Origin of the sequence: uncultured Bacillus sp. (assembly GCF_958411575.1) — a bacterium.
Taxonomy (GTDB): domain Bacteria; phylum Bacillota; class Bacilli; order Bacillales; family Bacillaceae; genus Bacillus; species Bacillus spizizenii.
In genome coordinates this window covers 274390-294377 of sequence record NZ_CATYRA010000005.1, presented here as the reverse complement: position 1 = coordinate 294377, position 19988 = coordinate 274390, and the positions used below count along the sequence as shown (strand labels likewise).

Annotated in this window: 26 protein-coding genes and 1 other annotated feature; of the genes, 7 read left to right on the top strand and 19 right to left on the bottom strand. The window is 45.1% G+C overall.

Annotated features, from left to right (window positions below; all coding sequences use genetic code 11):
* On the bottom strand, positions 1-1071 hold a 1071-nt coding region (locus Q5C82_RS11015), incomplete at its 3' end, for a TIGR00375 family protein (protein WP_214763666.1).
* On the bottom strand, positions 1068-1625 hold the full coding sequence (gene nudF, locus Q5C82_RS11010) for an ADP-ribose pyrophosphatase (protein ID WP_003226573.1): 558 nt from the start codon (positions 1623-1625) through the stop codon (positions 1068-1070). The genes Q5C82_RS11015 and nudF, both read right to left, overlap by 4 nt.
* A gap of 73 nt (positions 1626-1698) precedes the next feature.
* Here nudF and mciZ point away from each other — a divergent pair, with 73 nt between their 5' ends.
* Positions 1699-1821 (top strand): Z-ring formation inhibitor MciZ, encoded by a 123-nt coding sequence (gene mciZ, locus Q5C82_RS11005; protein ID WP_003226571.1) that lies wholly within the window; start codon positions 1699-1701, stop codon positions 1819-1821.
* Positions 1822-1884: 63 nt separating this feature from the next.
* Entirely contained in the window at positions 1885-2805 is a 921-nt protein-coding gene (locus tag Q5C82_RS11000; RefSeq protein WP_003226569.1) for an aldo/keto reductase, read from the top strand.
* A 31-nt stretch (positions 2806-2836) separates the two neighbouring features.
* Here Q5C82_RS11000 and Q5C82_RS10995 read toward each other — a convergent pair whose 3' ends face one another.
* Complete coding sequence (locus tag Q5C82_RS10995) at positions 2837-3061, bottom strand: YqkE family protein (protein WP_003226567.1); 225 nt, start codon at positions 3059-3061, stop codon at positions 2837-2839.
* A 163-nt stretch (positions 3062-3224) separates the two neighbouring features.
* Between Q5C82_RS10995 and Q5C82_RS10990 the strand changes: the two genes are divergently transcribed.
* Positions 3225-4142 carry an alpha/beta hydrolase gene (locus tag Q5C82_RS10990; RefSeq protein WP_013308015.1) on the top strand — a complete coding sequence of 306 codons (918 nt, stop codon included), beginning with the start codon at positions 3225-3227 and terminating at the stop codon, positions 4140-4142.
* Positions 4143-4180: 38 nt separating this feature from the next.
* Here Q5C82_RS10990 and ftsW read toward each other — a convergent pair whose 3' ends face one another.
* The 10 genes from ftsW to Q5C82_RS10940 all read right to left on the bottom strand — a co-directional run bounded on the left by ftsW (position 4181) and on the right by Q5C82_RS10940 (position 11793).
* Positions 4181-5326, bottom strand: coding sequence for a putative lipid II flippase FtsW (gene ftsW / locus Q5C82_RS10985; RefSeq protein ID WP_003226561.1), 1146 nt, complete (start codon positions 5324-5326; stop codon positions 4181-4183).
* Complete coding sequence (rodA, locus tag Q5C82_RS10980) at positions 5323-6480, bottom strand: rod shape-determining protein RodA (protein ID WP_003226558.1); 1158 nt, start codon at positions 6478-6480, stop codon at positions 5323-5325. The genes ftsW and rodA overlap by 4 nt, the downstream gene beginning before the upstream one ends.
* A 15-nt stretch (positions 6481-6495) precedes the next feature.
* A complete protein-coding gene (locus tag Q5C82_RS10975) occupies positions 6496-7140 on the bottom strand; it encodes a helix-turn-helix domain-containing protein (protein ID WP_003226556.1) in 645 nt (214 codons plus the stop codon).
* 467 nt (positions 7141-7607) lie between these two features.
* Positions 7608-7847, bottom strand: a complete 240-nt coding sequence (locus Q5C82_RS10970; protein WP_003226554.1) for a YqkC family protein — start codon at positions 7845-7847, stop codon at positions 7608-7610.
* Positions 7848-7860: 13 nt separating this feature from the next.
* Positions 7861-8184, bottom strand: a complete 324-nt coding sequence (locus tag Q5C82_RS10965) for an iron-sulfur cluster biosynthesis family protein (RefSeq protein WP_003226552.1) — start codon at positions 8182-8184, stop codon at positions 7861-7863.
* Positions 8181-9212 carry a GNAT family N-acetyltransferase gene (locus Q5C82_RS10960; RefSeq protein ID WP_013308016.1) on the bottom strand — a complete coding sequence of 344 codons (1032 nt, stop codon included), beginning with the start codon at positions 9210-9212 and terminating at the stop codon, positions 8181-8183. The genes Q5C82_RS10965 and Q5C82_RS10960 overlap by 4 nt, the downstream gene beginning before the upstream one ends.
* On the bottom strand, positions 9209-9550 hold the full coding sequence (locus Q5C82_RS10955; RefSeq protein WP_032727315.1) for an antibiotic biosynthesis monooxygenase: 342 nt from the start codon (positions 9548-9550) through the stop codon (positions 9209-9211). Before Q5C82_RS10955 ends, Q5C82_RS10960 begins: the two co-directional genes overlap by 4 nt.
* Before the next feature lie 9 nt (positions 9551-9559).
* The gene (locus Q5C82_RS10950) at positions 9560-10030 is read right to left on the bottom strand and encodes a GNAT family N-acetyltransferase (RefSeq protein WP_003226546.1); all 471 of its coding nucleotides are present in this window, start codon (positions 10028-10030) and stop codon (positions 9560-9562) included.
* Positions 10031-10219: 189 nt separating this feature from the next.
* Positions 10220-10558, bottom strand: a complete 339-nt coding sequence (locus tag Q5C82_RS10945; protein ID WP_003226544.1) for a YolD-like family protein — start codon at positions 10556-10558, stop codon at positions 10220-10222.
* Positions 10555-11793: a DNA polymerase IV gene (locus Q5C82_RS10940; protein WP_079996399.1), complete on the bottom strand. Its 1239-nt coding sequence runs from the start codon at positions 11791-11793 to the stop codon at positions 10555-10557. The genes Q5C82_RS10945 and Q5C82_RS10940 overlap by 4 nt, the downstream gene beginning before the upstream one ends.
* A 166-nt stretch (positions 11794-11959) precedes the next feature.
* On the opposite strand from Q5C82_RS10940, the gene Q5C82_RS10935 reads away from it, so the two are divergent.
* Complete coding sequence (locus Q5C82_RS10935) at positions 11960-12166, top strand: YqzH family protein (RefSeq protein ID WP_003226541.1); 207 nt, start codon at positions 11960-11962, stop codon at positions 12164-12166.
* A 25-nt stretch (positions 12167-12191) separates the two neighbouring features.
* On the opposite strand, the gene Q5C82_RS10930 is transcribed toward Q5C82_RS10935, so the two are convergent.
* Positions 12192-12473: an MBL fold metallo-hydrolase gene (locus Q5C82_RS10930; protein ID WP_003226539.1), complete on the bottom strand. Its 282-nt coding sequence runs from the start codon at positions 12471-12473 to the stop codon at positions 12192-12194.
* 209 nt (positions 12474-12682) lie between these two features.
* Here Q5C82_RS10930 and Q5C82_RS10925 point away from each other — a divergent pair, with 209 nt between their 5' ends.
* Entirely contained in the window at positions 12683-13915 is a 1233-nt protein-coding gene (locus tag Q5C82_RS10925) for an MFS transporter (protein ID WP_003226535.1), read from the top strand.
* A 51-nt stretch (positions 13916-13966) separates the two neighbouring features.
* Positions 13967-14152: a hypothetical protein gene (locus Q5C82_RS10920; RefSeq protein WP_032727314.1), complete on the top strand. Its 186-nt coding sequence runs from the start codon at positions 13967-13969 to the stop codon at positions 14150-14152.
* Here Q5C82_RS10920 and Q5C82_RS10915 read toward each other — a convergent pair.
* The 5 genes from Q5C82_RS10915 to Q5C82_RS10895 form a co-directional block, all read right to left on the bottom strand.
* On the bottom strand, positions 14121-14507 hold the full coding sequence (locus Q5C82_RS10915) for a VOC family protein (RefSeq protein WP_003226531.1): 387 nt from the start codon (positions 14505-14507) through the stop codon (positions 14121-14123). The genes Q5C82_RS10920 and Q5C82_RS10915 overlap by 32 nt on opposite strands.
* 4 nt (positions 14508-14511) lie before the next feature.
* Entirely contained in the window at positions 14512-15471 is a 960-nt protein-coding gene (gene coaA / locus Q5C82_RS10910) for a type I pantothenate kinase (protein ID WP_003226529.1), read from the bottom strand.
* A gap of 71 nt (positions 15472-15542) precedes the next feature.
* Positions 15543-16889 (bottom strand): D-serine ammonia-lyase, encoded by a 1347-nt coding sequence (gene dsdA, locus Q5C82_RS10905; RefSeq protein WP_003226527.1) that lies wholly within the window; start codon positions 16887-16889, stop codon positions 15543-15545.
* Positions 16890-16966: 77 nt separating this feature from the next.
* Positions 16967-17746: an SDR family NAD(P)-dependent oxidoreductase gene (locus Q5C82_RS10900; protein ID WP_003226525.1), complete on the bottom strand. Its 780-nt coding sequence runs from the start codon at positions 17744-17746 to the stop codon at positions 16967-16969.
* Between the two features lie 5 nt (positions 17747-17751).
* The gene (locus tag Q5C82_RS10895; protein WP_003226523.1) at positions 17752-18711 is read right to left on the bottom strand and encodes an MBL fold metallo-hydrolase; all 960 of its coding nucleotides are present in this window, start codon (positions 18709-18711) and stop codon (positions 17752-17754) included.
* A gap of 154 nt (positions 18712-18865) precedes the next feature.
* Positions 18866-19068 (top strand) — a binding site (T-box leader).
* A gap of 45 nt (positions 19069-19113) precedes the next feature.
* On the opposite strand from Q5C82_RS10895, the gene proC reads away from it, so the two are divergent.
* Positions 19114-19950 (top strand): pyrroline-5-carboxylate reductase, encoded by an 837-nt coding sequence (gene proC, locus Q5C82_RS10890; RefSeq protein ID WP_003226521.1) that lies wholly within the window; start codon positions 19114-19116, stop codon positions 19948-19950.
* Positions 19951-19988 lie beyond the last annotated feature (38 nt).

Genomic DNA, 19988 nt, shown 5'->3' with positions numbered 1-19988 from the left:
AATTGGCTGTTTAAAAGGTGTTTTGATCCCTGTCTCAAAAACGGGGGTCAGTCCCGTTCCGAAGGCTTTTTTTAGTTTGTCCAGCGTTTTCGGACCAACACCCGGAACAAATTGCAGCGGGATCTGATGTACATATCGCGGACGCGAGACGCGAACTTCAGGCTGATCACTCAATTCACGCAATCTTTCGCTGACTCCCTTAGTAAATCTGGCATTTCCGCAATTCGCGCACGCCGTTCCCCCGCTTACAGCAGGTTCTCCGCACGCTTCGCAAGCCGTCTGATAATATTTCCCCAATAGCGGGTCCAAGCCGTAATTTGCGGTAATTGTCCTTTCACCCTGTCCTCTTAATGCAAGAGCAAATTCAGTAAAATCAGCTGACTGTACATATAGTTCATTATATTCTCTGCCGATTTTGGCTAACGAATGCGCATCAGAATTTGTTAAAAACGTATACTGATTCAACTCAGATATGTGTGAAGCCATGTCTGTATCACAGCTTAATCCAAGCTCCACCGCATCTATCATAGAGGGATCAAAAACCTCGGTTAAGCTTGATTTAACCCCTTTTCCATATAAGCTTTTATGCGGTGTAAAGATATGGGCGGGGATAAACAGTCCGCCCATTTCCTTCACTTTTTTTTGCAGATTCAAGCCCGTTTCATAAATCCGTTGTGAACTTAAGTGAATATTTTTCAGCCGCGCTGACAGCCAGTTTGAAAACAGCTTCATATCAGCCAGCGTCGGTATAAAGACGAGCACATGGATCGGCCCGCTGCAGGCTTCATCATAAATCTCCAGTTCGCTTCCCAATAAAAGAGTCGTACTGCGATAACGAATCCCCCCGCCGTCAAGCTCGTGATATCTTCCAGATGAAATGCCTTCTTCAAGCTCTAGGATGACTTCCGGAGAATGACAGTCGATAATACCAAGAAGTTCAATTCCTTTATGTTCACTGGCTTCAACCAAAATTCGGTCCAGCGTCAGCGTTTTAGCGCCTGTTATTTTGACAGCCCTACCTGTAAAGGTCCGGCCGATATGAATGTGCAAATCCGCGTAAATCTTTTTCATTTTTGTGCTTGGAGCGCTTCTTTCAGCTGAAGATACTGAATCGCATAGGCTGTTTTAGCATCATATACTTCACGCGATTCAACCAGTTTCAGCGCATCTTCAAGCGTCACCTCCATCACTTCAACAAACTCGTCCTCATCAAGCGCCCGTTTTTCTTCGAGTACAGAAAGCTCTTCAGCAAGAAACACGTGAACAATTTCATCCGCAAAGCCGGGCGATGTATAAAACGCAGTGATTTTTGTCAGTTTTTTCGCTGTATACCCCGTTTCCTCTTCAAGCTCCCGAAGTGCCGTGTACTCCGGCTCCTCCCCTTTTTCAAGCTTTCCGGCAGGAATTTCAACGATCGCCCGCTCAAGCGGCTTGCGGAATTGTTTCACCATGATGATTTTCCCTTCTTCTGTGACAGCTAATATGGCTACAGCTCCAGGGTGTTTCACAATTTCACGTTTACTCGTTTTCCCGTTTGGCAGCTCCACGTCCTCTACATAAAGGTCAATGACTTTACCTGAAAAGATCTGTTCTTTGGAAATTGTTTTTTCTTCTAATGATTTCATTTCTTCATCTCCCGTTCTGTCTCTATATGATGCCCCATACATTTTATCATACTAGAAAAAAGGGGGCTTCTTTGTGAAAGTGCACCGCATGCCAAAAGGTATTGTCTTAGTCGGAAAAGCATGGGAGGTTCGGGCGAAGTTAAAGGAGTACGGACGCACATTCCAATATGTGAAAGATTGGGTCTCAAAGCCGTAAAAGTTGAAACTTTAGCTCCTTTATATTACGGTCAATATAAAGCCTAAAAAAAGGAGTGTGCACATGAAAAAGCGCAAACTGGGTACATCTGATTTAGAAATAAGCGAAGTCGGACTCGGCTGTATGTCTCTTGGAACTGAAAAAAACAAAGCCTTGTCCATCCTTGATGAAGCGATCGAGCTTGGCATCAACTATTTGGACACAGCGGATTTGTATGACCGCGGACGCAACGAAGAAATCGTCGGTGATGCGATCCGAAACAGACGCCAAGATATTATTTTGGCAACGAAAGCGGGAAACCGCTGGAATGACGAAAGCGAAGGCTGGTATTGGGACCCTTCAAAAGCTTACATAAAAGAAGCCGTAAAAAAGAGTCTTGCACGGCTGAAAACGGATTATATCGACCTTTATCAGCTTCACGGCGGCACGATAGAGGACAACATTGATGAAACGATCGAAGCGTTTGAGGAATTAAAACAAGAAGGTGTAATCCGTTACTACGGTATTTCTTCCATCCGCCCGAATGTGATAAAAGAATATGTAAAAAAATCAAACATCGTCAGTATTATGATGCAGTTCAGCCTATTTGACAGACGCCCCGAGGAATGGCTTCCGCTTTTAGAGGAACATCAAATTAGCGTAGTCGCCAGAGGTCCGGTTGCCAAAGGGATCTTAACTGAAAAACCGCTTAAACAAGTGGCGGACAGCATCAAACAAAACGGGTACTTATCCTATTCGTTTGAGGAATTGACAAATGCCCGCAAAGCGATGGAGAATGTCGCGCCCGATCTGTCCATGACAGAAAAGTCGCTGCAATATCTGTTAGCACAGCCGGCTGTTGCCTCAGTGATTACAGGCGCCAGTAAGATTGAGCAGTTACGTGAAAACGTTCAGGCTGCAAACGCACGGCGTTTAAGCGAAGAGGAAATCAGAGCGCTACAATCACATACGAAACAAGACGTTTACGAAGCGCACCGCTCATAACAGAAAAACCAGCACCTGTACGGGTGCTGGTTTATTTATATTGATGCCAATCCAATGGGCTTTCATTCAGGAGCTCTTCAAAGCTTTTGTTTTTTTCGATCTCTTTTTTCTTTCTAATCTGCTCTGCTTTTTCTCTTTCCTGCCTCTTTTCATCCTCTTCCTTCAATTGGCTCTTCATCTCCATAAGCTTTGCTTTGATGTCGGATTGAAGGCCATCTTTTAACTGGTGTTTGTCAGCGGATTTTTGTTTTTTCATGTAGGCTTCCCCCATGTTTTATTTTGAAGCCAGTTTATCACGGAGCATATAGACTGAACAAGCGGACTCCCTTCTGAAAACTTTTTTGATCAGCACAGCACTGTTTAGGTATAATGATTTCAAGTATAAATTTTCTGTATTCAGTTGAAAGGTGCTGTGACTTTTGAAGAAAATCCTTTTGGCCATTGGCGCTCTCTTAACCGCTGTTATCGCAATCGGAATTGTTTTTTCAAATATCATTCTCTTTATCAAGAAAAAGACAGATGAAGACATTATCAAAAGAGAGACAGACGACGGACACGATGTGTTTGAATCCTTCGAACGAATGAAAAAAACCGCTTTTGTGATCCCATCCGCTTACGGGTATGATATAAAAGGTTACCATGTCGCACCGCATGACACACCAAACACCATCATTATCTGTCACGGGGTGACGATGAATGTGCTGAATTCTCTTAAATATATGCATTTATTTCTTGATCTCGGCTGGAATGTGATTGTTTATGATCATCGCCGACACGGACAAAGCGGCGGAAAGACGACTAGCTACGGTTTTTATGAAAAGGATGATCTCAGCGAGGTTGTCAGCTGGGTCAAGAATAAAACAGGCCATTGCGGATTGATCGGAATTCACGGTGAATCAATGGGAGCTGCGACTGCCCTGCTTTACGCTGGTGAACACTGTGAGGGTGGCGCTGATTTTTATATTGCCGATTGCCCGTTCGCACGTTTTGATGAACAGCTTGCCTATCGGCTGAAAGTGGAATACAGGCTCCCGCCTTGGCCGCTGCTCCCCATCGCCGACTTCTTTTTGAAGCTGAGGGGCGGCTATCGCGCACGCGAAGTATCTCCGCTTGCTGTCATTGAAAAAATCAAAAAACCGGTCCTCTTTATTCACAGTAAGGATGATGATTATATTCCCGTTTCTTCAACCGAGCGACTTTATGAAAAGAAACCCGGACCGAAGGCACTGTATATTGCCGATAACGGTGAACACGCCATGTCGTATACGAAAAACCGGAACACATACCGAAAAACGGTGCAGGAGTTTTTAGACAAAATCAAAACGCCGAAATCTTAGGCCCAACCTAGTTTTTTTGAACAAAAAAGGAGGCCTTTCTATAAAAGATAGGCCTCACTTTTTTTACCCCGCTTAACGTGTGATGAGATGTTGACCAATATCCCGGCTGAAATCAGCATGAACATTAACGAAGAACCGCCATAACTGACAAACGGAAGAGGAATTCCGGTAATGGGGAGAAGGCCTAAAACAGCGCCAAGGTTAAATAACGCTTGAATCATGATCTGGAAGGTAAGGCCGATCGCCAGCAGCTTTCCAAATGGATCATTGATTTGCACAGCGATCCGCACGCCTCTGAACATCATTAACAGGTAAGCCCCGATGATCATCAATAGCCCGGCCCCGCCAAGTTCCTCGGTAATGACTGCCATAATAAAGTCCGTATGGGCTTCAGGAAGAAATCCAAGCTTTTGAACGCTGTTCCCCAATCCATTTCCCCAGAACCCGCCCGAATCGATGGCAAGGTAGGAATTGATTAACTGGTAGCCGTCTCCGTTTTCATCCTGAAAAGGATCGCTGAACGATGTCAGCCTTCTTAACCGGTACGGCGCCGTCATAGCAAAATATGCGATGCCGGCCCCGGCCATTGTCCCGAGAAGCAATAAATGCCGTTTTCTGATGCCGGCGCACAGCAGAACAGCTCCGCAGCTTAATAGGATCGAAACGGAGGTGCCCAAGTCCGGCTGTTTTAAGATGAGAAAGAACACGATCGCCAAAATGAGCAGCGGGGGCATGACGCCCTTTCCGAAATTGGCGATGTATCTCTGCTTTTTTGCATACACGTAAGCAAAATAAATAACCATCACAAGCTTCACGGCCTCAGACGGCTGAATGATGAGCGAACCGAATTGAATCCACCTTTGGGAATTGTTTTTCTCCACCCCAATCCCCGGCAGCAAAACGAGAATCAGCATCAAAATAGAAAGCTTCACTAAAAACCGGATGAGTTTGCCGTAAGCTTTATAAGGGAAAAAGACGGCAGCCGAAAAAAAGGTTAAACCGATGAGCAGCCATTGCAGCTGCTTCACAAAAAAATAGCTGCCATTACCGTACTTTATATATCCGAGGGGGTAGCCGGCGCTGTAAACCATCAGCAAACCAAGCGAAGATAAAAACAGAACCGATGCGATCAAAACATAATCAAGCTTTTTTAGATGGGAAAGAATCACCTTAAGCACCTTCAATCCCACCCCCTGCCGAACATATACTGCTTAGATCTGATATTCACACTGAAAACGAGACCTATAGCAATCATATTGGTCAACAGCGCACTGCCGCCATAGCTGATAAACGGAAGAGCGAGCCCTGTCACCGGCATTAATCCGATTGTCATCCCTATATTTTGAAACACTTGGAATATAATTAAACCTGCAACCCCCGCAGATATATAAACACCGAACAGACTGTTGGATCGCATCGCAATCCTAATAATTCTGTAGATCATCAGAAAATACAGACAGATTAATGTTACGGCGCCCAAAAAACCGAACTCTTCACCAATCACGGCGAATATAAAATCGGTATGAGCCTCCGGAATTTTCCCTCCTTGAACTTGGACTCCATGGGTAAAGCCGCTTCCTGTCAGCTGACCCGATCCTATCGCCACTAACGACTGCGTCAGCTGGTATCCATATGTAGATGCATGTTCATGAGGGCTGAGCCAGCCGTATATCCTGTCAAGCTGATGAGGTTTAATGATCTTTGAAAACATCTCAAAGTAATAATTGTGCAAAAACGTCAAAAAGGCGATTAATGCTATGAATCCAAGTGACAGGGACATGATCATTCTGCCCGAAATCCCCGAGACCAGCATTAACGTGAATGCAATCGACAAAATCACCAATGCAGAGCCTAAATCAGGCTGAATCAATATGAAGAAAAACGGAATCATTGTGTACACCATGATTTTACCCGTCGGAATGATGCTCTCTGTGAAGGAGAACCTTTTATGCTGATATTGATTGAGCACTGAAGCCAACAGAAGAATCAAAATAATCTTCATAAATTCTGTAGGCTGGATTTCTAACACCCCGAAGCTTATCCACCTTTGTGAACCATTTTTATACGTTCCAAAAAAATGAACGATAATGAGGAGAAAAACAGTTCCTACAAATAACCTGAGCGCCAATCGTTCGAGCAGCTCGTAATCGATATAAGCTGTTCCTGCCATTATGCCAAACCCGACAAGATACCAAATGACCTGCCGTTTGGTAAAATAAAAAGGGTCCTGTGTTTCATACTGCCCCGATCCGCTGTAAACAGCCAGTAAACTGATACAAAACAGACTAAATAAAATGAGCAGAAGACTGATGTCAATGTTGGTTTGTTTTTGTTTCATCTTTAACATGCTCCATTATGATTTAGGTGACAATTGGTTGAAGACGAGTTGAATCGCTGCGGCGTCATCGATATAGCCAATCGGAAACATATAATCCGGTATAACATCAACAGGAGCAATGAAATACAGCAAAGCACCGCCTATCAGCAGCATTTCACGCGGCGTCCCGCGACCTGTAGTAAATCTGAAATACATGTCTTGCAAACGGGTCAGGAAAGGACCGATGCCGCTGACTTTCTCGACTTTATGTTCAAACTCGTCCTGAATCGTACGCTTCCCTTCCTCTGTCTGAGAATATTGCTGGTACTCAGTCAATTTGCTTTTCAGCTCTTCCATCGTAAAAGACCGGTCATAGACATTTGAGGTTTGCAAAACGTCTTCAATTTCGTCAATTGATGAGTGAATATCCGGACGGTCGTTGTCCTGCTTCTTCTCCATTGTATAGCCTGCAGCCGTCATCAGCTCATCAAAAGAAACGCCAAGACTGTCTGAAAACCTTTGTAAATGGTTCAGGTTTGCTTTTCTTTTGCCATTGATGATTCTCGAAATGGTTGCTTTATCAATTTGTGTGCGTTCGCTCAATTCCCTTAATGATAAAGACCTTTTTCGTAAATGCTCTTTCAGCAGCGCTCCTAGCTGATTTTTCTTTTGTTCCTCCACAATCCTGTTCTCCTTTCACACTAAAAACTTATCAATCTTCAGCCTAAAGACTAAGACGGTATAATGATATAGAAGTGTTGTCATAATGTCAACGAATAACCATAACAGCCCGTAACACCTAGTGTTTCCCACTATGAAGTTGTTGACAATTAAACAAAAAAAGAGTGAGCCATAACTCTCACTCCTTCCTCTATAACGTCAAAACCCTCTTAGTTTTTTACGACACTCCAATGATTTTTCTTCTTTTGGCAGAGTGCCCATGAACATATGGATGTGGCTTTGCACGCTGTTACTTCGATAATCTCGACAACTTTTTCTTTCACAACTCCTACGGCAGATATTTTGGTTGGCTAAGCAAACATCGCTAGCACCACGCTGGAAGCTACTCGGAACCTTAGACCTAGCCCGGGATTTTCTTTCCATAATAAAAAAGCGAAAGGCCTCTTCGGGCTCTTCGCTTTTTTATTTCACAAAACGTCGGTAATGCCATCCATATTTTCTCTGATCCATTCAATCGCAAGATCTATCGTTGTAAACTCCTGCGTTTCGAATGTCATTTCATCCTGCAATAGCCAAACATCTTTTTTGACGGATTCTGCTCCTCCAATTGACCAGTGGAGCAAAGTATAGGGATGGTTTTGATTTAGGAAGGATACCCACGTTTTATTTTGTGCTGTGTTCTTCATTGCCTTCAGCTTTTGTTCCACGTTTCGTGTCTCCCTACTTTACTAATATGCTCATTCTGGGGCTGAGCATTTCAGCTGGGCTTTTCAGCGCCAGTGTTTTGGCTTTTTCATTGTAATCGATCGTCATTTGATCGTCAAAAAACACTTTTTGCGATGATTGGATATACAGCGGGATGCCATTCGTTTCCAGCTGCTCGCACTGTCCCGTTAATTCTTCAGCCAGCCAGATTGTCGGTACACCGCTTACCGCACAGCCGCATCCTTCTGCATCGTAACGAAGCTGGGCTTTTTTTCCCGGGTTGGCGTCAAATGCCTGCTGCAGTGCCTGTTTTGCTGCATCTGTCACATGTATGTTCATAAGGTGAGACCCCCGTTTTCATCATTTTCGCAATTGTAGCATACAACGCTTCCATTCGCATTGTTTCTGCCTTCTTTCCACCGCTTTGCATGTTCTTCTGCAGTCTTGATCCAATCATCTTTCCCTTGTATGTACTGATTGATGCAGTCCGGATGCTGGGCAGCCAGCTGTTTTTTGAGAAGGGCATATTCTTCCGCTATTTGTGGATGAGCTCTGAGATAATCTCTGAATAACAGGTGCCTTTCAATAGCAGGGTTTCCCTTTTCGTACATATGGACATGATGGGTGCGTTTATTTCCGCCCTTTTGGAAATAACGTCTGCCAGCTATGCCGTTTTCCCCTTTCGGTGTATAACCGATAGCCTTCATTTGTGTATCATATTGGCTCATCGCTTCAATGCTTCTGACTTCAATTAATATATCAATGATTGGCTTTGCTGCCATGTTCGGGATTGATGTGCTTCCAATATGATGAACAGCAATGATCTCCGGTCCGAACACAAGCTTCAGCCGTTCTTTTTCTTCATCAAAACATTCTGCCCATTTTTCGTTGTAGAGAACAACTTCAACTTTTCGTTGCGGATACAAATGAAAAACAGACAGCAATAGACCCTCCGCGGCTTTGACGGTTTCTGCCTTTTGAAATCCCGCCTGTGTATAGAGCGACTCGGCTGGTGTATTTTTCTCGGCTGTGACTACTTCGATTTTCTCAGCGTCTTCGTTTTGATCAATGACAAATTGCAGAAGTGCTCGTCCAATCCCTTTTCTGAAACCGTCGGGATGCACCACAAGCCTGCAAATGGTGAGATGATGCATGTTTATCTCATATGAAATGACACCGATCAGTTTGCCGTCTTTCCGATATCCCACAAACTGTTCATGAGATGCTTGAATATCCTTCGCCTTCTCTTGTAAGGCAGGAATACCGTCAAAACCGATAAGCTCCGCTTCTTTTATGTAGGCGGGCTGCTGCACGGCAATAATCTCACGCGCTGTGATGTCTCCCTTATGCTCAAGAAATTCAATCATTTCTCTTCTCCTGAAAACAGCCGCTGCCTCTCGACTTTTGCGATGCGGACTGCATACAACTCGTACCAAACGCTTTTTCCTTTTTCTTTTGCCGCTTGATGTTCAGTGTGATGCTTCCAGTGGTTAATGGCGGCGATACTGTCCCAGTAAGAAACCGTTATGCCCCTTCCATCCGCTTCACGAATGCTTTCGACGCCTAAAAATCCCGGCTGATCCGCCGCAAGCGATACCATCCGCTCCGCTGTTTCTCCATATCCTGTGTCATTTTCGCTTTTGACAGATGAAAAAATGACTGCATAGTAAGGTGGCTCAGGTGTTTTTGATAAAAAATCCATCATATTTCCCCCTCATATGTTTTTGACAAACAGTACCTTATCTTGGCCGGGGCCATCATAGTTTGCAAACACTGAGATGCCATTTACCGTTTTGGTGCCCTTTTCAATGTCAAATCCCAATTTGGTGTGATACGCGATTGATACCTTATTCACCGGTGAAGTGACGCACTTTACCCGCGTGCAGCCTCTTTGTTTTACCGTTTCAATAAAGACATCGTATAATTGTTTTCCAATTTGCATTTTTCTGAAATCTGGATGCACACCGGAAAAATGGATGTATGCCGTTTCAGGATCTGATTGCGATTGAAACCCGATTAAAAATCCGGTCATGCTGCTATGTTCAGATGTAATAAAGCTTGTGTCCTGAAAATGCTCAAAAAATAGTCTCGGCAATTTTTCTTTCAGCTGTCTGCCGCCCCACCATTCATTCATTACAGACGTTACCATTTCATAATCTGAAGACGTGATTGTTCGAATATCCATTACGATTTGATCTCCCTCCGTCTGGCAAAACGAATGTCAGCTCTTTTTTCTCACAATATAAAAATTATATTTTGCCTGACTGGAATTGTAAATGCCTTCTTTCCTGTATCATACGTTTCCAGATTGCCGTGGGAACAATGTTTGATATTTTTACACATATTTCTCCCTCCAATGCAGGAGGGAGAAACGTTACAGCACAATATCAAGCACCTGATTAAGTTTCAGCTTATAAAGCTGATCCTCGTCTCCTTTTATCCATACTGTTTTTTCAAACTCTTCATACCGGCAGATTTTCCCGGTACAGCGGACAATTTCACCGTCCTGAAAGCAGCTGACAGTGACATTCTGAGCAAACTCCATCGCGGCGCAAAGCGTTTGATTCATTTCCTCCAGCTTATCAGGATCAAGGATCGGCTTTTGCAGCTTCTGTTTATGGCGTTTTCTCTCAAGCAGGCTTTGTTTATGTTCCGGCAGAAACATCCTGCTCCCTTCCCACAGCATGTTGCCTCTTTTTAAATGGTCATTCATTTATAGTGCCCTCCTATTTTAGCCGCACGTTCAAATGCCTGGCCTGCCGCTGTCAGTGACGCCGCCCTGATGATGGCTGTATCGCCGAACCGGCTTTTAATGCCGTCCATCACATAGCCAAGGCTCATTTTCTTTGCATAATCCTGAAATAAATTGAGCTGCCATATGTCATCAGATGAGAGCTGAGACAGATTGACCCCGAGGCGGCGGACAGGCTTCCCGTCCCAAAACGTAAGAAACAGCCGGCATACAGCCTCATATACATCCTGGGTAGAATTCGTCGGCTCCGCCAGCTTCACTTGGCGGTTGAAGCCCGTTGGCCAATCAAAATCAGCACCCCGGCAGCTCACTGACACCGTCTGTCCCATTACTCCGGCGTTTCGGCTTCGCCTGCACACTTCTTCACTCAGCTCCAGCAGTACGATCTTGATTTCTTTATCAAAGTGTTCGTAGTCTTTCGGGAGAGTCATTCCATGGCCAATCGCCTTTTGTCCGTCCAGAGATGAAGTTGACACAGGAGAATAGTCGATCCCGTTCGCCGTCATCCACAGCACGTGGCCGTTAATGCCCCATTTCTTTTTTAAAAGATCGAGCGGAAAAGCCGCGAGCCCGCCGATCGTACTGATGCCCATCCGGTTTAAATGATGCTTCATGCGGCTCCCAACACCAAACATGCTGCCCACCGGAAGCGGCCACATTTCGGTTTTCATATTTTCTTTCGTTAAGGTAAAAATACCGTTCTTATTCTTTTTGGCAAAATTGTCGCACGCGATTTTGGCTAGCGCTTTATTAGGACCGATTCCGACCCGCGCATAAACACCGATCTCCCGCATGATTCTGCCCTGAATGCTTTGTGCGATCTCTTCCGGCGTCCCAAACAGCTTCTGGCTGCCTGTAATGTCCATGAACTGTTCATCGATGGAATACGGCTCTACAAGGTCTGTATATTCCTCTAAAATGGCCGTAATTTGCAGTGATACATCAATATACCGCTGCATACGGGGCCGGAGCACAACAGCTTCAGGGCACTTTTCCTGCGCCTCCCACAGCCGTGAAGCATTCACCACACCCTTTTGTTTCGCCAACGGGCAGGCAGCCAATACGACTCCGCCCCTTTTTTCAGGGTCACCCGAAACAATGACGGGCCTATTTTTCAAATGTGGATTTTCCGCTTTCTCTACAGATGCATAAAACGATTGCATGTCAACGAGAAAAATCACTTTTTCTTTCATCATACACACCTCTAAAAAGAACTTATGTTCGTTTTTCTATTATATGCGAAAGTATGTTCGATTTATACTGGTAAATGATTCTTGTCTGACAGAAAATATGATCCAAGGGTTTGAGAGAAGAAAAACATTTAGTAGAATAAAAGCGAAACATAAAGATAGGAGAGTCATGATGGAGAAATTTGTCGAAAAAATGATGGGACAGGCACTGCGTCAATACGGCAGAAATGTTGCCATAGATCCGTTAAGCCCGTATGAAAAACAAAGCCTGAAAGCAGCCTTAGAAGAAAGACGGAATGAAGAACCCGATGAGGATCTGCATGCGCATATAGAAGATATCATTTATGACTATGTCACAAACCAAGGGCTGTTCTCTTAATCGCAGGCCAGAAACGTAAAGCCCCTCAAAACTGTCTATTCTCAAGCGTGTCATACACTTTATTTTCATTCAGAAGAGACACGGCCGCTTCTTCTGTTCTGCGGCTAATGTCGGTTTTCAGCTTAAATTTTAACCTATGTCCGGCATCACTGAGCATCTCCGAAACTTGATCCACATCCTGGTGGGTCAAAATCACTGCCAACGGCCGTCCGTTTGCTTCCATGTTCTGCCGAATCGCTTTAAAATGCCCCGGCATTCCAGCATCAATTAATATTGTGCTTTCACCACAGACATAAGCGCCGGACATATCGTCATTTTCCTTCCGAATGCTTTAACCTCAATGCCAACGATGGAAACTCCGTCAGCCCCGTCCATCCTCCCCACATGGTATATTGCAATCCAGACATGTTTTATAGTAAATGTCAATAACAAAACATTTCGAATTTTCCATTGGAGAAGGGAATTTTTTCATATATGATAGAAAAAGATTCTTACATACAGGAGAGAATATGATTCATGAAGAAATGGAAAGATATCCACCCCATCAGCTGGACAATTATAATCGGAACCATTTTCGGCAGAATGGCAACATCGATGAGCATTCCTTTTTTAGCCATTTATTTAACAGCCGTCCAAGGCGCATCTGCTTCCTATGCAGGGCTGGTTATCGCCGCAAGCTCATCAGTCGGCATCCTTGCCAGCTTTTACGGCGGATATATCTCGGACAAATTCGGCAGAAAAAACATGATGCTAGTGTCCATTTTCGGCTGGATGCTAGTATTTGCAGGATTTGCGGCGGCATCTCATCTCTGGATGTTTTTTGTGGTAAACGCATTAAACGGTCTTTGCAAATCACTGTTCGAGCCTGCTTCAAAGGCCTTGCTGTCTGATATGACAGAAGAAAAAACGAGACTGCTTGTTTTTAATTTACGCTATGCAGCTATTAATATCGGCGTTGTCTTCGGACCGGTGCTCGGCCTGTATTTCGGCTCATCGCAATCGACCGCACCCTTTTTGGTGCCTGCAGTCATTTACGGACTATACGGACTCATGCTTGCCATCCAATTTAAAAAACATCCATCATCGTCAGCATCAGACCACCCCCGAAATATGAGCGTGCGGGAAGCGTTTATGGTGACGCAAAAGGATCATCTTTTTACAATGGCTTTGGTCGGCATTACGCTATGCACCTTCGGCTACTCACAATTCAGTTCGACATTCCCGCAGTATATGGCGCAGAACCCCTTGATCGGCAATGGAACGAAGCTGTATGGGTTGATGCTGACATTAAACGCAATCGTTGTGTTGGCGACGCAATTTCCCATCGTCCATTTCGCAAAACGTTTTTCGCCGCTTTGCTCCCTGATGCTCGGTAATGTGATGGTTAGTATCAGCATGGCCATTTTCACCATATCACACGGTGTTTCGTCACTTGTGATGATTGTGGTCACATTTACAATCGGCGAAGTGCTTTTATTCTCTATGATGGATTTGTTTGTAGACCAGATTGCAAAACCAGGATTAAAAGGCACTTATTTCGGGGCAATCGGTTTTTCACAACTCGGAAACGTCATCGGCCCCTGGATCGGGGGTATATGTATAGACCTATTTGGCGCTGGCCGGCCGATTTTTATTTTTTCTGTTCTGAGCGGCATCACCCTGCTCGGCCTGCCATTTTTAGCGTTCGCCTATCGGCAGATGAAAATGGGAATCACAAAACACCAAACCAGGCTGGAAAAGCCGCTTTAAATAAAAAAACGGGAGAGAACCAATCTCTCCCGCAACAACGAGGTGATGAACATGAATATAGGCGATATGATGTTTCAGCTTTTCGTATTTATTGTGTTTACCGCTGTCATCTTTGCAGCTGTTACAAGCTTCAAGTATGCGAGAATCGAAAAGCGCAGCTGGATCACATTGAGAAAAAGCTTAACAGCCTATCCGAAGATCACAATTAACCGCTTGGGGCAACCAGCTCTACCTTAATCCGGTCCGGATCCTCACAATAGACTGCATAATGCCCGTCTCCTCCGGCAAAAGGATGCCGGTCTCGGTACAACACACGATAGCCTTTTGCCATCAATTTTTCGGTCATCAGGTCGACTTGAAGCTTGGATTCAGCATGAAATGCGAGATGGTTCAGCCCAACACGGCATCTGTGGTATTCCGGCTCTAGAAACTGCTCTTTCGCCTGCACGATCACAAGGTAAAAACAATCCTTCTTCCAACTCATGCCTGAGCTCCATTTTTGATACTCTTTATAGCCAAGTTCTTTTAAGAACCATCCCCAAAAACGTCGAGACGCTTCCAAATCAGACACATACAGTTCGATATGATGCACGATATCATACCCGCCTTACCAGCACTTCTTCAACCTTATGCCCGTCTCCCTTACGCAAAATGAGATCTGACCTGAATTTAGTCGGCAAAATATTTTCATATAAGTTCGGCCGGTTGACACTCTCCCAAATCGATGCTGCCATCTCATCAGCCTCCTGATCAGACAAGTCTTTAAATTTATGAAAATAAGAATCTGGATTTTGAAAAGCTGTTTCCCGAAGCAGACGAAAACGCTCTAAATACCAAGTGAAAATCCGGCTTTCGTCCGCATCCACATAAATCGAAAAATCAAAGAAATCGGAAACAAAAATACGCGGATTTTTCCGGTCATCCTCCAAGGTGGGTGACTGAAGAACATTAATGCCTTCAATAATCACAATATCGGCCTGGTCTACAACCTCGAACACACCTTCCTCGCGGTCATAGGTTAGATGGGAATATACCGGGGCCTTTACTCTGTCTTTTCCTGATTTTAAGTCATTCAAAAATTCGAGCAGCGCCTTTACGTCGTAGCTTTCAGGAAACCCTTTTCGTGACATCATATTTTTCTTTTTCAGCTCGGCTGTAGGAAATAAAAAACCATCTGTCGTGATAAGGCTCACTTTAGGGCGATCCGGCAAACGCGAAAGCAGCTTCTGCAATATCCGCGCCGTCGTGCTTTTTCCGACTGCCACACTGCCGGCGATGCCGATAATAAACGGAATTTTGGCCGAATGAGGGTGCTTTAAAAAACCATTGACATGCTTATTGCGTTCGGCTGCAGACTTAACATGCAAGTGAAGCAGGCGAACAAGCGGAATATAAATCGTTTCCACTTCTTCAACAGATAGATAATCATTCAGCCCTTCCACGGCTTTTGCCTCTTCTTCAGAAACAGCAATCGACAAATGTCCCCCAAAGCCAGACCAAGACTCACGATTGTGTTTTGTATATAAAGTATGTAAATTAAGCTCTTTATTTTTCACTGTTTACACCTGACTCTCTGAAGGTTAAAACCCTTACAAAGATTGTAACGGAAAACCCTTTCACTGTCTGCTTATTTTTTCATTTCGTTTTTCAGCAAATCCGCACCAATTCGGTTATACGCAGCCATTTCTTCTTTTGGAACCATGCTTCCTCCCGTTCCCCAGATGACATGTACGGCATGTTCCATCTTATGTTTCTGACTATAGCGTCTTCCTTCTTCAGTCGAAAAGAGCTGAATCGGTCCGAACATGCCGGCAAGAGCAGAGGGCTCTAAATATTTACTTTCAGATGCAGCCAGCATATGAAGCAAGGCATAAAGCGTATCGTCCTCTACGGTATAACAGCCACTCAGCAGCGGTTCAATCAGCTTGCCGACAAACCCTGACGGCCTCCCTACAGCAAGCCCGTCAGCAGCCGTCCGATTATCCAGGCCGATATCTTGGACAGAAATCTGCTCATGGAGTCCGGAATAAAGCCCTAACAGCATACATGGTGACTGAGTCGGTTCCCCGAAAAACACATGAACATGGTCTCCATATAAAAGCTTCAGCCCAAATGCCACACCGCCCGGCCCTCCGCCGACACCGCACGGCAAATACACAAACAGCGGCGTTTCAGGTCCTGGCTGTATTTCCATACAGTCGAGCTGCGTTTTTAATCGGCTGGCGGCAACAGCATATCCTAGAAACAGCTGACGGGAGTGTTCATCATCAATGAAATAACAGAATGGATCTTGTTCCGCCTGCCGTCTCCCTTCTTTCACCGCTTCACTGTAATCTGATTCATATTCCATGACAGTGACACCCTTTTGGCGAAGGAGATCCTTTTTCCACTGCTTAGCATCGGCGGACATATGTACTGTCACGCGAAATCCGAGTGCTGCACCGATGATGCCGATGCTTAATCCAAGATTTCCTGTCGAACCGACAGCAATTGAATAGCGGGAGAAAAACGCGGCAAACCGGTCTTCCTGTAACATGCGGTAATCATCGGATTCCTGTAGCATTCCTTCTTGAAGCGCCAGCTTTTCAGCATGCTTTAATACTTCATAAATCCCGCCCCGCGCTTTAATCGATCCTGAAATCGGAAGCTCATGGTCACACTTTAAAAGCCACCTTCCCGGAAATGGCTGCTGATATGCCGCTTCCAGCTTTTTCTTCATATGCTGCATTTCAAAAAGCGGAGACTCGATCATTCCTTTGGCATCTTTCGTCTCAGGAAACACCTCGGCAATGTAAGGAGCAAACCGCCGCAGCCTTTTTTCTGCCTCCGCTATCTCGCTTTCCCACTCATCTGCATGGAATAACAGACCCTCTTTCATGCCCGGATTTGCCCAGAAAACAGGCTCTGCATCAATCAGTCTATGAATAAACGGATCTTTGAGCAGAACATGAAGGGCTTCTTGATTGATTGACATTCAATGATTTCTCCCTTCCTCTATAAAAAACTGCCTGTGTTCATGCCATAAGCCTCTCACCACAGGCAGTTCCATCGTTATTTTTTCATAAGCGCGCGTCCTGCCAGCTTTTCAACGAGAGCCGGAAACAGCTGATATAGCTTGGTGCCGGCATTCATTAAACGCGGAAGATTGATCTCCCGTTTGCTCGTGAAAATAGCAGCTGTAATTTGAGCTGCCACGTCATCAGGATCAAGCATCCAGCGGCCTACATTTTTGACGTAGTCCCCTCCTTTATCAGCAATGGAAAAAAAGTCCGTCTGAATCGGTCCCGGATTGACTGTTGTCACATAAATGCCGGTTCCCGCCAGCTCCATCCGCAAAGCGTTTGAGTAGCCGAGCACGGCATGTTTTGTCGCGGAATAAAGGCTCGACTTCGGTGTTGCAATTTTCCCCGCTTGAGAAGCGATATTGATGATATGGCCTTTTTTTTGCTCAAGCATTTGCGGAAGCACCGCTTTTGTACAGGCGATCAAGCCGAAGACATTCACATCAAACATCGCTTTCATGTCATCCAGTGACGAGTCTAAAACCGTTTCAAATATACCAAAGCCCGCATTGTTGATCAGTACATCAACCGAGCCGATCTGATCGCGGACAAGGGCGATATCCTCTAGGCGGCCGACATCCAGAGGAAAAATTTCACACTGTCCGCTCCATTCCTCGGTTATTTTCCTTTTTATTTCAATCAAACGATCCTCACGTCTTGCCGACAGCAGGACATGGGCTCCTTCAGCAGCGCATAAATATGCGATTCTTTCACCGAGTCCTCCTGAAGCGCCGGTTATCCAAATCCGCTTTCCCGCTATATGTTTCACCCAGTTCACCTCTTCACTGTTCTAAAGTATGCAGTTTTTCCTTCCCAATATGACGTGATGGATTCTTCTGCAGCCAACACATCAAGATGCCCTGCCGTTTCTGACATCGTTAAATATAATTCCTTTTCATACACAGCAGGAAAAAGCTGCTGACAGACCTGAAAAGCAGTCATCGGCTTTTCATCCAGCATGCGCCGCACATCCTCCGTCCTGTTCCTCTGCTTGTCAAAACGCTTCTCAATCAGTGCCTGTACGCTGGTAATCGTTTCACCGTGACCGGGAAACACGATTGTTGGCTCAAGTTCGGACAGCCTTCGCAAAGACCGCTGATAATCGACTAAAGGCTTTGACCTTATGTCTCCCGCTTTCGGGGCTTCTATAATGGGATTAGACGAGCTGTTGGCCAGCAGAAGATCGCCGCCAAGCATTCTCCCGCTTTTTTCATGGAAAAGAACGATATGCGACTCAGCATGTCCAGGCATCTCCAAAACAGACCAGCCCTCAAGTCCATCAATCCTCATCCCTTCTCTGACTGTTTTCGTCAAGGATCTCGTACAGGAAAATGCGTACGCTGACCGAATCAGCTTTTCCGCCTTTCCCGTACCAAATGGAACACCTAATTCAGGCAGCAGCTTTTGAAAAAAACGTTTTTGCCAATCCATATAAGCTTCATCTCGGCTGATATAAGGTTCGTTGAACGGATGCCCAATCACTTCGATTCCATCAGAAAAAACATCAAGCAAGCCGGCATGATCAGCGTGATGGTGAGTCAGTACAACCTGCTCAATATCTGACATTTTCACGTTTACAGCGGTAAGCTGCTCTTGAAGGGCTGCAGCAGCCTCTTTTGTATTCGGCCCCACATCGATAAGTGTCAGCGCATCACCTTTTACTAGATAAACGATAACATCACCGACAGCAAATGGTGTCGGGACGCGGATCGCAATTACATCTGCAGTTGTCATCCTATTGCTCCTTGTCTTCATTCATTATTCATATTTTAGCTTTTTCTCGTTCTTGTGTCATTATTGCTGAATGAGAACGGCCCTTTTTGAAAAAGCTATTGACATTAGCTTGTCCGCCATTGCATAATGAACAACAAACTAAAACGAGAACCATTGGAACGCTATGACGAGGACTAGTATACAAGACAATGGCCAAAGAGAGCGATACCCCCGGCTGAAAGGTATTGCGGCCCGCTTGTTTGTAGAACCTGCCCTCAGAGCGGTTAGGAAAACCTAAACGTTTCCCGCGTTACGGGATTTGAGCTGAGCACAATTTGTGCTAATGAGGGTGGTACCGCGAACCTTTTCGTCCTTTACGAGATGAAAAGGTTTTTTTGTTGTTCTGATAGAAGGAGGATATCAATGAAAAAGATAGGATTTGTCGGCGCCGGGTCCATGGCAGAAGCAATGATCAACGGCATTTTGCAAAGCGGCATCACAAAACCAGAACATATCTATATCACAAACCGCTCAAATGACGAGCGTCTGACTGAATTAAAGGAGACGTACGGCGTGCGCCCATGCAGGGATAAAAATGAGTTTTTCACGCACACCGATATCATCATCCTCGCTTTTAAACCGAAGGACGCGGCGGAAAGCATTGACAGCATCCGTTCATATATCAAGGACCAGCTTGTGATTTCAGTGCTTGCAGGCCTTACCATCGAAACCATTCAGCACTATTTTGGCAGAAAGCTCGCAGTCATTCGCGTCATGCCTAATACGTCAGCAGCCATCAGAAAATCAGCAACCGGATTTTCTGTAAGCGCTGAAGCAAGCCAGGATGATATCACCGCTGCAAAAGCTTTATTAGAAACAATCGGTGATGCAACACTAGTTGAGGAACGGCATCTTGATGCTGTCACGGCGATCGCCGGCAGCGGTCCGGCCTACGTGTACCGTTATATCGAGGCAATGGAAAAAGCGGCGCAAAAAGTAGGTTTGGATAAGGAAACGGCAAAAGCACTCATTTTGCAGACTATGGCAGGGGCAACAGATATGCTCATTCAAAGCGGCAAACAGCCTGTACAGCTGCGCAAGGAAATTACGAGTCCAGGGGGCACAACTGAAGCAGGCCTTCGCGCTTTACAGGACTCCCGCTTTGAAGAAGCGATTATTCACTGTATTGAAGAAACCGCTAAACGCAGTGCGGAGATCAAAGAGCAGTTTGCCGGTGCCGCCTTAGAGAAGCATTCATAGATATAAGCCAAAGACAGAAGCTACTGTGCCTTCTGTCT

Bases quoted from the DNA above. Each gene is read 5' to 3' on its own strand.
- Q5C82_RS10895 (WP_003226523.1), bottom strand. From the start codon at position 18,711: ATGACAACTGCAGATGTAATTGCGATCCGCGTCCCGACACCATTTGCT.
- Q5C82_RS10960 (WP_013308016.1), bottom strand. From the start codon at position 9,212: ATGATTGAATTTCTTGAGCATAAGGGAGACATCACAGCGCGTGAGATT.
- Q5C82_RS10940 (WP_079996399.1), bottom strand. From the start codon at position 11,793: ATGATGAAAGAAAAAGTGATTTTTCTCGTTGACATGCAATCGTTTTAT.
- rodA (WP_003226558.1), bottom strand. From the start codon at position 6,480: ATGAAACAAAAACAAACCAACATTGACATCAGTCTTCTGCTCATTTTA.
- Q5C82_RS10920 (WP_032727314.1), top strand. From the start codon at position 13,967: ATGAATATAGGCGATATGATGTTTCAGCTTTTCGTATTTATTGTGTTT.
- dsdA (WP_003226527.1), bottom strand. From the start codon at position 16,889: ATGTCAATCAATCAAGAAGCCCTTCATGTTCTGCTCAAAGATCCGTTT.
- Q5C82_RS10925 (WP_003226535.1), top strand. From the start codon at position 12,683: ATGAAGAAATGGAAAGATATCCACCCCATCAGCTGGACAATTATAATC.
- proC (WP_003226521.1), top strand. From the start codon at position 19,114: ATGAAAAAGATAGGATTTGTCGGCGCCGGGTCCATGGCAGAAGCAATG.
- Q5C82_RS10965 (WP_003226552.1), bottom strand. From the start codon at position 8,184: ATGAACATACATGTGACAGATGCAGCAAAACAGGCACTGCAGCAGGCA.
- nudF (WP_003226573.1), bottom strand. From the start codon at position 1,625: ATGAAATCATTAGAAGAAAAAACAATTTCCAAAGAACAGATCTTTTCA.
- Q5C82_RS10935 (WP_003226541.1), top strand. From the start codon at position 11,960: ATGGAGAAATTTGTCGAAAAAATGATGGGACAGGCACTGCGTCAATAC.
- Q5C82_RS11000 (WP_003226569.1), top strand. From the start codon at position 1,885: ATGAAAAAGCGCAAACTGGGTACATCTGATTTAGAAATAAGCGAAGTC.
- Q5C82_RS10955 (WP_032727315.1), bottom strand. From the start codon at position 9,550: ATGATGGATTTTTTATCAAAAACACCTGAGCCACCTTACTATGCAGTC.
- Q5C82_RS10995 (WP_003226567.1), bottom strand. From the start codon at position 3,061: ATGAAAAAACAAAAATCCGCTGACAAACACCAGTTAAAAGATGGCCTT.
- Q5C82_RS10950 (WP_003226546.1), bottom strand. From the start codon at position 10,030: ATGGATATTCGAACAATCACGTCTTCAGATTATGAAATGGTAACGTCT.
- Q5C82_RS10930 (WP_003226539.1), bottom strand. From the start codon at position 12,473: ATGTCCGGCGCTTATGTCTGTGGTGAAAGCACAATATTAATTGATGCT.
- Q5C82_RS10945 (WP_003226544.1), bottom strand. From the start codon at position 10,558: ATGAATGACCATTTAAAAAGAGGCAACATGCTGTGGGAAGGGAGCAGG.